The 10,056-nt window shown below is 60.7% G+C and carries 10 protein-coding genes and 1 riboswitch; all 10 genes read right to left on the reverse strand.

What is annotated here, in order from left to right; all coding sequences use genetic code 11:
- Positions 1 to 59: 59 nt before the first annotated feature.
- The 10 genes from ACFQ24_RS07510 to ACFQ24_RS07555 all read right to left on the reverse strand — a co-directional run bounded on the left by ACFQ24_RS07510 (position 60) and on the right by ACFQ24_RS07555 (position 9,882).
- Complete coding sequence (locus tag ACFQ24_RS07510; RefSeq protein ID WP_380910216.1) at positions 60 to 962, reverse strand: hypothetical protein; 903 nt, start codon at positions 960 to 962, stop codon at positions 60 to 62.
- Between the two features lie 206 nt (positions 963 to 1,168).
- Positions 1,169 to 1,738: an ATP-binding protein gene (locus tag ACFQ24_RS07515; RefSeq protein WP_380910218.1), complete on the reverse strand. Its 570-nt coding sequence runs from the start codon at positions 1,736 to 1,738 to the stop codon at positions 1,169 to 1,171.
- A 68-nt stretch (positions 1,739 to 1,806) separates the two neighbouring features.
- Positions 1,807 to 3,690: a strawberry notch C-terminal domain-containing protein gene (locus ACFQ24_RS07520; RefSeq protein WP_380910220.1), complete on the reverse strand. Its 1,884-nt coding sequence runs from the start codon at positions 3,688 to 3,690 to the stop codon at positions 1,807 to 1,809.
- Positions 3,691 to 3,895: 205 nt separating this feature from the next.
- Entirely contained in the window at positions 3,896 to 4,468 is a 573-nt protein-coding gene (locus tag ACFQ24_RS07525; protein ID WP_275504970.1) for a TMEM165/GDT1 family protein, read from the reverse strand.
- A gap of 16 nt (positions 4,469 to 4,484) precedes the next feature.
- Positions 4,485 to 4,664: riboswitch (yybP-ykoY riboswitch) on the reverse strand.
- A gap of 47 nt (positions 4,665 to 4,711) precedes the next feature.
- Positions 4,712 to 5,644, reverse strand: a complete 933-nt coding sequence (dmeF, locus tag ACFQ24_RS07530) for a CDF family Co(II)/Ni(II) efflux transporter DmeF (protein ID WP_380910222.1) — start codon at positions 5,642 to 5,644, stop codon at positions 4,712 to 4,714.
- Between the two features lie 11 nt (positions 5,645 to 5,655).
- On the reverse strand, positions 5,656 to 5,931 hold the full coding sequence (locus ACFQ24_RS07535; protein ID WP_275504966.1) for a metal/formaldehyde-sensitive transcriptional repressor: 276 nt from the start codon (positions 5,929 to 5,931) through the stop codon (positions 5,656 to 5,658).
- A gap of 55 nt (positions 5,932 to 5,986) precedes the next feature.
- Positions 5,987 to 7,006 (reverse strand): tyrosine-type recombinase/integrase, encoded by a 1,020-nt coding sequence (locus ACFQ24_RS07540; RefSeq protein WP_275504965.1) that lies wholly within the window; start codon positions 7,004 to 7,006, stop codon positions 5,987 to 5,989.
- Positions 7,003 to 7,917 (reverse strand): tyrosine-type recombinase/integrase, encoded by a 915-nt coding sequence (locus ACFQ24_RS07545; RefSeq protein WP_275504964.1) that lies wholly within the window; start codon positions 7,915 to 7,917, stop codon positions 7,003 to 7,005. Before ACFQ24_RS07545 ends, ACFQ24_RS07540 begins: the two co-directional genes overlap by 4 nt.
- Positions 7,911 to 9,458: a tyrosine-type recombinase/integrase gene (locus ACFQ24_RS07550; RefSeq protein WP_275504963.1), complete on the reverse strand. Its 1,548-nt coding sequence runs from the start codon at positions 9,456 to 9,458 to the stop codon at positions 7,911 to 7,913. Before ACFQ24_RS07550 ends, ACFQ24_RS07545 begins: the two co-directional genes overlap by 7 nt.
- Before the next feature lie 145 nt (positions 9,459 to 9,603).
- Positions 9,604 to 9,882 carry a hypothetical protein gene (locus ACFQ24_RS07555; RefSeq protein WP_380910225.1) on the reverse strand — a complete coding sequence of 93 codons (279 nt, stop codon included), beginning with the start codon at positions 9,880 to 9,882 and terminating at the stop codon, positions 9,604 to 9,606.
- Between the last annotated feature and the right edge of the window lie 174 nt (positions 9,883 to 10,056).

The raw sequence follows: 10,056 nt of genomic DNA on the forward strand, positions 1-10,056 counted from the left end.
TCCCCAACCTTCGCCATCCCATCCTCTCCCCCTCCCTCCTGCCGTCCCAGCAGGCCTGGCTAGGAGGGTGTTCCTGCGTCCATTGGCAGGGTTTTTAACTCGACACTGACGAGGCCATCGGTCGCCAGTATTGAGATCGCCTTGTCCTTGGGCAGCAGCCATCGGAGATGTTTGGCGACAACCAATTTGCAGCGTTCGATAAGCGCTGCATCCTCGTCATGGAGATGCCCGATCGCGAGCAACCGGGCCTCAAGCATGAAATTCTCTTCCTGAGTGTCCCAGCTGTCAGCGTCTCGATCCCCAGACGGATCAAAGCAGATGGCCTTTAGCAACTCGCTCAATTGCTCGGCGTCAGCCGCACTGTCGCGCGTCAGGAAGATCGCGGCGTCTTCGAGACCATAGGAATAGCAGGGATCATAGGCGACGAAGTGATCCATCGGCAGCTTCACGAAGCCATCGAGTTCGCCGCCTCGCTCCATGGCGATCTCAGCCGTGATCGCTTCGACGCGCCCGCTTGCCAGGTCCGGATGGTCGGTCAGATCGTCATAGCGATGCTCACCGCCGGCTGCGGCAATGATGAAGGCGCAGTTGCGCAACCGGGGAAGGTCATCATACCAACTATAGCCGGCAAAATTGGGTTCGGGTTCGACAAGGATTTCGGAAAATCCGCTGTTCGAGCGCAGCGCCCTGTCGAGCGGCTGGGCGATTTCCGGCCCAAATTCCGGCATGACGCAAGCAGCCGAGGCTTGCACCAAATCGCCCAATAAGGTCGCACCCTGTTCCGCGCGGGCGGGCTGCCAGCGGTAAAGCCTGTTGTCAGCTTCGGTTAGCCTCACGCCAAGATCAGCGGCTTCGCGCCAGTCGTCGAAGGACAGGCAGTGTGATGCCGATCTCTCTATGGCCCGGTAGATCGCGGTCTTCGCGGCTGTGCGCAGCTCCTCCAGCGCGGCATTTTCGACCATTTCCCTTCTGGCCGGGAGAACTAGGTGCAATTGCGGGGCGTCCTCGATGTCAATCCGCACGGACCAGGAGACCGCCGACCGGCATTCGGTGACGCGGGAAGAAGGGACGCGACGAGGACGCCGTGGAAGTTGAGGCCCTCAAGCGGTCGGGGCTGCGAGCGCGTCTTGAACACGCCGATACGACAGCCCAGCGTGGTTTCGATATGCTAAGCGCCCTCAAGCCAATCCGTTCGAGGGAGCGCCTCTCCATCCAGCGTGACGGGCAGCGGGAAATAGAGGGCCGTCTTTGCCACCGCGAAACCAAGCTCATTTTGCCAGGCTGCCGGAAGGTCGAAACTGATCGCCGTTCCCCGCTCAATGGAACAGGATGCCAGCGAGACGGGATTGCTGGCTTCCCAGTCCTCCGCCTCGATAAGAAGCTTCCATCCCGCGCAATGGCGCGGCGACCAGGATCGGATCTCAACCTGCCTTCCGGCAAGGCTGAATAAGCCCATACCGGCGGGATCTTCGCGACGAACAATCTCGGCATCCCATCCGGAGTGGCCCAGCGTCACAAGCGCCGCCGGCTCGTCGATCCCGATGCCGTCATCGGTGACGCTTAGCCGAACAGTAGGTCCGTGCCGTTCCGTCGAGAGTGCGATCGACGTCGCTCCCGCGCGGCGGGCGTTCTGGAACAGCTCATTGAGCACGTCATAGAGCGTGCCATTGAAGAGACGGGTGACCTTCGTGATGGCAGCCGGGGCAACCGACGTTGAGACAGTGGTGAGACGGGTCATGGCGGAACTCCGCTGGAACGCAGCCATCGACAGCTGCGCCCGGCCCTTCCCCCTTTCCTCCCGTCGGCTCAGGCCGCCTTGTCGGACAGGGCGGCGAGCTTGCCCCACTCCACGCCTGTCCGGCTGATCTGCTCGACGATGGTCGTGGCTCGATCAGCCGGAATGAACAGCCTGGTCTTGTACGCAATGATCTCGGTGAAGCAGCCGATCGATTTCAGCCATTCGCGCCGCGATGCCGGAAAATCCCGGATTTCCAGACGCCGGCTGTCGTTCACGAATGCCCGGATGAGCCTTGCGGGCTCCATGCCGGGGATTGCCACGCCCTCGCCGTCACGCGCCGCAACGATCATTTCCGAGGGCGACAAGGCGATCTTCATTGAGACGCTGAAGGCCGTGGCGACCTTCGCAAGGCCGCTCGGCGAGATGATCCGGCCGAGAATGGAGTTTCCATCGGCGTCAGCCACGCGCCAGACCCGAAGATCGTCGTCCGGCAGCTTGTTCCAGACCGGCAACAGCAGCCCGGTCGCCATATTGATCGTCTCGACATCGAGCTTCGAACGCGCTTCTGCGACCTCGGCGTCCCAGAGCGTTTCGAACTCGGCCTTGCCGATGGGCGACCAATGGCTCTCGACCAGAGCCCGATCGCGGATGCGCTCGCGGCCCGTAGGGCGCACAAGCTCCCACATGGTAATCGGCTCGCCCTCACTGTCCATGATCGGCCAGCTCGTCACCTGGAGCGCGACGCGGCCCGACTTGCCGTTGCGCAGCCAGCCTTCGGCTTCGTCGCCATGCTGGCGGATTAGTTGGGCAAAGCCGGTCGCTCTTCGGCGATAATGCAGCTCCAGACGGCTGAGGCGGGTTTCGGCGCCCGTGACGGGGTCTCGCCGCAGTATCTGTTCATCTAGGAGGATGACGCGCTCGGCCTGGATCGTCTCCACGCCGACATCGAGCCTGCCGGCCTCGCGCGCCGCATCGATCCGGGCCTGGATCAACGCCATATACTCTTCGAAGATCGCATTCTGCGTCTCGATACGAAGGGCGAGCAGGCGGTTGAGCCAGCGCTGGATCGGCGGGAGATCATCGAGCAGTCCGCCGGAGTCCTTGTCGAGCAGTTTGAGCCCGGTCATCGCGATGAAGGTGCTGAGTGAAGTGCTCGTCAATTTGCCGCGGTAGAGAAGATGATACCACTGGTTGAGAGCGTCGCGGGCGTAATCGCTCTCAAGATTGTCCGCCGGATCAAAGAGGTTCTGCCCCCCGGTCTGGCGTTGCCCGCGGGTGAGCGCACCCAGGCTGTCGAGACGGCGGGCAATCGTGCTGATGAACCGCCGCTCGCCGCGGCAATCGGTCGTGACCGGCCTGAAGATGGGGGCGCTCGCCTGATTGGTGCGGTTGGACCGGCCAAGACCCTGGATCGCGTTCGATGCCCGCCATCCCGGTTCCAGCAGGAAGTGAATGCGCCGCCTGTCGGATGACTTGCAGTTTCGGTCGGCATGATAGCTGCGCCCTGTCCCGCCGGCGTCGGAAAAAACCAGTATCTGCTTTGCCCCGGACATGAAGGCTTCGGCTTCGACAATATTGCTCCTCGCCCCCCGACTTTCGATCTTCTGCCGCCCGTTTCCGTCGACCACGAGACGCCGCGAACGGCCGGTGACTTCGGCGACCGCATGGGTGCCGAAGTGCCGGATGATCTCGTCGAGCGCAGAGCCGATCGGCGGGAGGGCGCAAAGCTCTTCGATCATTGCGTCGCGAAGTGCGAGCGCCTGCTGGCAGAAGACAGGATTGCCCTCCGCGTCGACCATCAGTTCGGAGCGCTCGACATCGTCGCTCCCCTTGATCACCTGCATCATGCGGACCGGAAAGGCGGTCTTGAGATAATCGATCATGGCTTCCTTGCAGTCCGCCATTATCTCGAGCGGAGCGGCAGGAGGCTCGGATTTGCGTCGCTTTGTCATGATTTCACTCCAGATAATTACGGCTCCTCCAACCAAACTGGTCGAAGGAGCCGTATTCGACAGTGCCGATGACTTGGTGGCCATCGTCAGTGCATCGCGGCGCATTCGGCACCGAATGCGCTACTTCTGAAGCGCCCCCTCCACTCTCGCTGCCATCACTCTGGGAGGAGATGATCGGGGCGAATCGCCGGATTGTTCAGTGAGATCAAAATGACCAACCTGCGGTCTGGATGAGAAGCCATACACCGATCACTAGGAACAATGCTGCGGCGATCATGCGCACGATCTTCAAAGGTACATATTTCAGCACTTCGTGGCCAAGGAACACAGCGGGGACATTCGCCAACATCATTCCCAAAGTCGTACCGGTCGTAACGGCGATGACATCATGGAACCGAGCGCCCAGAGCGATGGTCGCAACCTGGGTCTTGTCCCCCATCTCCACGAGAAAGAAGGCAATCAGCGTCGTCAAGAAGGCGCCGAACCGAGCAGGCTTCTCCTGATCTTCATCGAGCTTGTCCGGGATCAGCGTCCACGCGGCCATCGCGATAAAGGAAGCTGCAATGGCATAGCGGAACCATTGCCCATCCAGGATTGATGCAACTTCTGATCCGACCAGTGCCGCCAAGAAATGATTGGCAACGGTCGCGGCAAATATGCCACCGACAATTGGCAGTGGTTTACGAAACCGGGTTGCCAATACGATTGCCAGCAACTGTGTCTTATCGCCGATCTCGGCCAACGCCACGACCGCTGTCGAAGTGAGTAATGCTTCCATGTATAGTCTCCGGGCCAGGCGGCAGTAACGAACCAACAGACATCGATCTCGCCGCCCAGCCCTGAGCGGAGAATCGATGCCATTGGTCTCGCCCAAGCGGTCTCCCGCTTCCCTCGCGCCACGGCCTCTCGACCGAGTATGTTGACGCGGGGGCCCGCTCGATCGAGCGACTGGCTACTCCCCAGATGACAGCGGCGATCTAGACGCATGCATCCCACCGCACAACCTTGAAATGCGGATGCCTTAGCGCTGCTCGACAGTCAGATGAGCAATCTCGTGAACGACAGACAAGCGTGATCGTACCGCTTCACCGGTCATCCCCGCAATCGACACGATGGCAGCGTGGGCACCGGGTCCAACTCGCCAAACGTGCAGATCAGTGATCCGTGCCCCTCCGGATTCTTCAAGGATCTCGCGAATCTCGACTTCAATCTCGGTCTCATGGGCATCTAGAAGCACGCTGGCAGTATCGCGCATAAGCGACCAGGACCATGCAGCAATTACGATTGCACCGACAATGCCCATCACCGGATCGAGCCAAGTCCAACCGAGATAACGCCCACCCAGCAAAGCAGCAATGGCAAGCACCGAGGTCAGCGCATCGGCGAGAACGTGGACATATGCTGACCGCAGGTTGTTGTCGTGATGATGGCCATGGCCATGGCCGTGGTGATCATCGTGTTCATGCACGTGACCATGATCGTGCCCGTGATGATGTCCACCGCCAAGAAGCATCGCACTTGCCAGATTTACCAAAAGGCCAACGACCGCGATGATCGTAGCTTCGGAAAATGCAACGGGACGGGGGTCAAGCAGACGCTGAACGGATTCCACTGCAATGCCGAATGCGACCAGGCCCAGAACAAGCGCGGAAGCGAAACCGGCGAGATCGCCAACTTTGCCCGTGCCGAACGAATATCGACGGCTGTTCGCGTGCTTGCGAGCATATGAATAGGCAATCGCAGCCACGCCCAGCGCGCCAGCATGTGTTGCCATATGAAAACCGTCGGCAAGCAATGCCATCGAGTTGTAAACGGCTCCTGCGAGTATCTCGATTACCATCATCCCTGCCGTCAGGACTACGACCCAAATGGTGCGTCGAGCGTTGGTGTCGTGGGCCTCGCCCAAGAAGACGTGATCGTGGGTTAGCTCGTCGAGCTCAGCGTCAAGGGACATATTCTGAGTTCCTATTTTGCGTAACGGCGGATCGCCGCGATCAGTTCGTCGGCCGCTTCAGCGCGCGCGGCATCGCTGAGACCGGGCCGAGCCAAATGTTGCTCGATGTGATCACTGAGCAGTTCGTCCATTAGTCCGCCTACGGCTCCGCGGACCCCCGCGACTTGATGCAGGATCTCACCGCATGTGGTCTCGTTGGTAATCGCCCTCTCGATAGCGGCGACCTGACCGGAAATCCGCCGCACCCTTGCGAGGAGGGCATCCTTGTGGGACTTGATGTGTGCCATATAGGATACCCCCCTATCCTATATGGCACGGTCATGAAAGTATCTTGCGATGCAATCATGCATTGCGGCTCCCGCACTGACGGCGAACGTCGGTGAGCATGGTGATCAAGGCATCAGTTGGTGGCTTAAAGTGCCCGGGCTTGATGGCTGGGGCGCTGTGGGTAGCAAGAATCTGTAGCTTCTCCTCGGGATCAGCTCGCAAATAGGTCTCGGTGCTTTGGATGCTGGCATGGCCAAGCCACAACGCGACCTTGCGGATGTCCCCGGTCGCCGCGAGCGTGTGCATTGCGCAGGAATGACGCAGCACGTGGGGCGTGACCCGCTTGCTATGGATCGACGGCTGTTTTGCTGCGGCAGTCTTGACGTGTTCGGCCAAGCGGAATGCGAAGCCATCGCGGGTCAATGGCTGCCCGTTCGCATTGAGGAATATCTCGGTTGCCTGCACTTGCGGGCGGATCGCCAGCCAGGCGCGCAATGCGAACTGTGTCTCCTTCCATAGCGGCAAGACCCGTTCGCGGCGGCCCTTGCCCATGATGTGCACGGTGGACAGCGAGCGGTCGGGGAAATCGCGCAACTGCAGCGACACCAGTTCCGACACCCTGAGCCCGCCTGCATAGGTCAGATGCAGCATCGCGCGGTCACGGGTGCCGAGGCGTGTCCGGGGATCAGGAGCATCGAGCAATGCCTTAATCTCGACCCGGTCGAGGTAGTCGATCAGCGCCTTGTCGGTCTTCTTGGTCGGAATAGCTCGAACGCGAAGGGCTTGGTCCAGACAGGCTGGAAGCCGATACTCGATGTACCGGAAGAAGGATCGGATCGCGGCGAGTCTGCCATTGCGCGTGCGCACGCAACTGCCACGTCCGGTCTCGACATGGTCCAGGAAGGCCATGATCATGTCTGTGCCGAAGTCTTCGATCTCGAGATCCGTCGGGCGACGCTTCAATCGATCGGCGGCGAACTTTACCAGCAGAACAAAGCAGTTGGCATAGGTCTTCACCGTGTGCGGGCTGACTGCGCGCTCCCGCGGAAGATGTTCGCGCAGATATGCCGAGAGATGGGGTGCAAGGGCCGTCATGCCGCTTCTCCCAGAAAAAGTTGTTCGCTCGAGGCAGCAATGTCGCGCAGCAGCACCGGAGTGGCTTCGAGATACCAATAGGTGTTGGCGACCGAGGCGTGTCCCAGATAAACGCTGAGCCCCGCCATGTGATGCGCCACGGCTTCCCTGTCCGGCGAACACGACTCCAGGGAGCGCACGGCGAAAGTATGCCGCAAATCGTGCAGCCGCATGCCGGCTGTTCCGGTTGGTCCACGATATCCGAGCTGCCGTGCCAACCTCACGAACACGACATGGGCGCGCACCTTGTGGGGTGCTCGTCCTCGGATCGTGACGAAGAGGTCGTTGCCGGTAGCACCGAGCCTTGCCCGGGTGGAAAGATAGGCTTCGAGTGCCTGCCGGGTCGACGGCTGCAAGGCAATGAGCCGCTGCTTGCCAAACTTGCCATTGCGGATGATCAAGCCATCCTCGACCAGATCAGTGCACTGCAGAGCCAGCGCTTCGGATATCCGGAGCCCTGTCGCCGCCAGCAACCCAAAGAGGTAGTGGTACGTGAATGGGCTGATGGTGCCCCGTGGCGGCAAGTCCAACGCCGCCGTCATGATCGCTTGAACCTGTTGGGCTTCAATTATCGTCGGCGTTGGCCGCGGTCTTTTGCCCCGGCCGAATACGCCTGCAGGCGGGACTTCGTGTTGCAAATCCTCGGCGTGAGCGAACAGGCTGAAGTTGCGAACGGTGTTGAACCGGGTCTGGGCCACGTACTGCGATGTCGATGTGTGACACCAGTCGTAGATCCGCTGGATCTTAGTATATCGGTCACCGACCCCTTCGGCGAAAGCCGCGTAAAGGCGCAGCAATCGCTCCTGTTCCGCAAACTTCCGTCCCAGGCTCCGGTGCAGCGCCACGTATCTGGCAATGTGGGTGTTCAACATGGCAGGTCTCCTGGCCAGGGCTGCGCGATCTTCATGAGCATCGGCAGATCGACCTTGGCGTAGATGGCAGTGGTCTCGGGCGTGCTGTGGCGCAGGATGGTCCCGACGGACTCCAGGCCTGCGCCCGCGCGCAGCAAGTTGGTAGCAAGCGAATGCCGGAATATGTGCGACCCGGTCGGCACCCCATCGATTCCGCCGCGCTCTCGCGTGCGTGCGACGATCCCAGCAATCTCGGAGGGCGAGCGGAACGAACGGAACGGGGCTTGCGAGCGCAAGAACACGTGCTGATCGACGGACTTGGGGCGGGCCGCGACAATATAATCCAGGATCGCGTCGCCAACGTCTTGCTGCAAAGGCAGCCGGTCTGGCCGCCGCGTCTTGCCCTTCACTGTCAGATGACCGGAGCGCCAGTCGATGTCGTCGAGGCGCAAATCCCGGATATCACTGGCACGCAGGCCAAGCCTGGCGAGCAGGAGAATGATGGCCTTGTCGCGGACTTCCACCGGACGACCTGTCGGACAAGCCGCAATGATCTTCTCGATCGTTGCCGGGTCGACGTGGCGGGGTAGCGCCGAAAGGCGGTATCGCTGGACCGAGGGGATCGCGTGCAACAGCGCGGGCTGACAATCGCCCTGTACGATCAAAAACCGAATGAAGCTCCTTATGATCGTGACGAGCAGAGACGCGGAACCAGGCGTCTCCTTGCTTCGTCGTTCGAACGCGCGCCTGAGAGTGGCCGCATCCCATTGTGACGGCTCGCCCAACATGGGCATGAGCCGAGCGATCTCAGCCTTGTAGCGGCGGATCGTCTCTTCGCTGGCGCCGCGGTGCTGTAGAAGCCAGGCGAGGTATGCCGACATATGCGGGTCAGCATCGGTCACTGGCTGAATCGAACGGATGGCACCCTTGTGGCGCAGAAACTCGACGAAATGCCGAGCACATCGCCGCCGCCGCTTCGCCCCCGATGGAACTAGCTTGCCTCGCTTGCGCCAGACCGGACAGCGACAATCATGCACCGCGTACTGGCCGATAATCTTGTCGTCGACATCATCCCAGCGCCGCCTGGATATGCGGAGCCACGCGGCAAAGTGCTCGGCCTCCGACCGGTAGCTTTGCGACACTCCCGGAGCGAGTTGGAGATCGTCGATGCTATCCGAATAGTCGGCGAATTGGCGCCCCAGCTCGTCGATCCCGTCAGCGACAACGATGTGGCCCTGGTCTTCAAGAAACCGAATGAAACGCCGGACGCGCGCTGCAAGATCGGCTTTGTAGGCAGGTTCTTGCGCGCAGTAGCCTGAGCATCGGCATCGATGCTTCTCAAACCGGTGCGCAACCCCATCGTCGATCTCCCCGACTACAATCCCCCTCAGCTCCAGCCAGTGCAGGAAATGGCGGACCGCTGCGCCGTACAGGATCGCACGAGCCGATCCCTCGTCAACTGAAAGAGAGGAGAGGAATGCGGCGAGTAGGGCGTCGGGACTGGGCGGATCTTCGAACCTGCTCGGCGCAGGCCGAAACGACAAAAAAGAACTTCTTGGCATGGTGGTTCCTTCGACTTGTTGAGGTCGAAGGAACGATAATTATCTGGAGTGAAATCATGACAAAGCGACGCAAATCCGAGCCTCCTGCCGCTCCGCTCGAGATAATGGCGGACTGCAAGGAATTCCTGTAATGCTGAGGTCCACATTAGATATATTCGCGTGGAGACAACTCGATATCGAGCTGCGCGCGTTCATCCGCCGACAGGGTGGCAAGCCTTCTAGCCAGCATGGCTTCAGCGGTCGTCACGAGCTGGACGACGGCATGGTGCCCTGCCGCCACTTCGCTTGTGATCGCCTCGATCAGGCTTGGGATCTTCATCGCGATCAGCAACTGCGCGAAGAAGCGCTGTTTGGCGCTTTCGAACCGCGAGAGAGCCGATCCCTTGGCCTGGGCATTGAGCGACTTGTCCGCGAATCTGTCCACGATGTTGGTGAGGGCGAGGACCTCGTCGAGATTGCGATGGATGACGGCTTATCGCGAGGAAGCGGTAATGCGGAGGAGCGCGGCGTAACCGGCGAATTCCCATGATAGTGTGCGCAGTTGCTGCGCATTATATTGGTTGCGAACCTCGGCGGTCCCTGGACCAGCTGAGGAGGC

Origin of the sequence: Sphingobium olei, assembly GCF_042678845.1 — a bacterium.
GTDB classification, from domain to species: Bacteria; Pseudomonadota; Alphaproteobacteria; order Sphingomonadales; family Sphingomonadaceae; genus Sphingobium; species Sphingobium olei.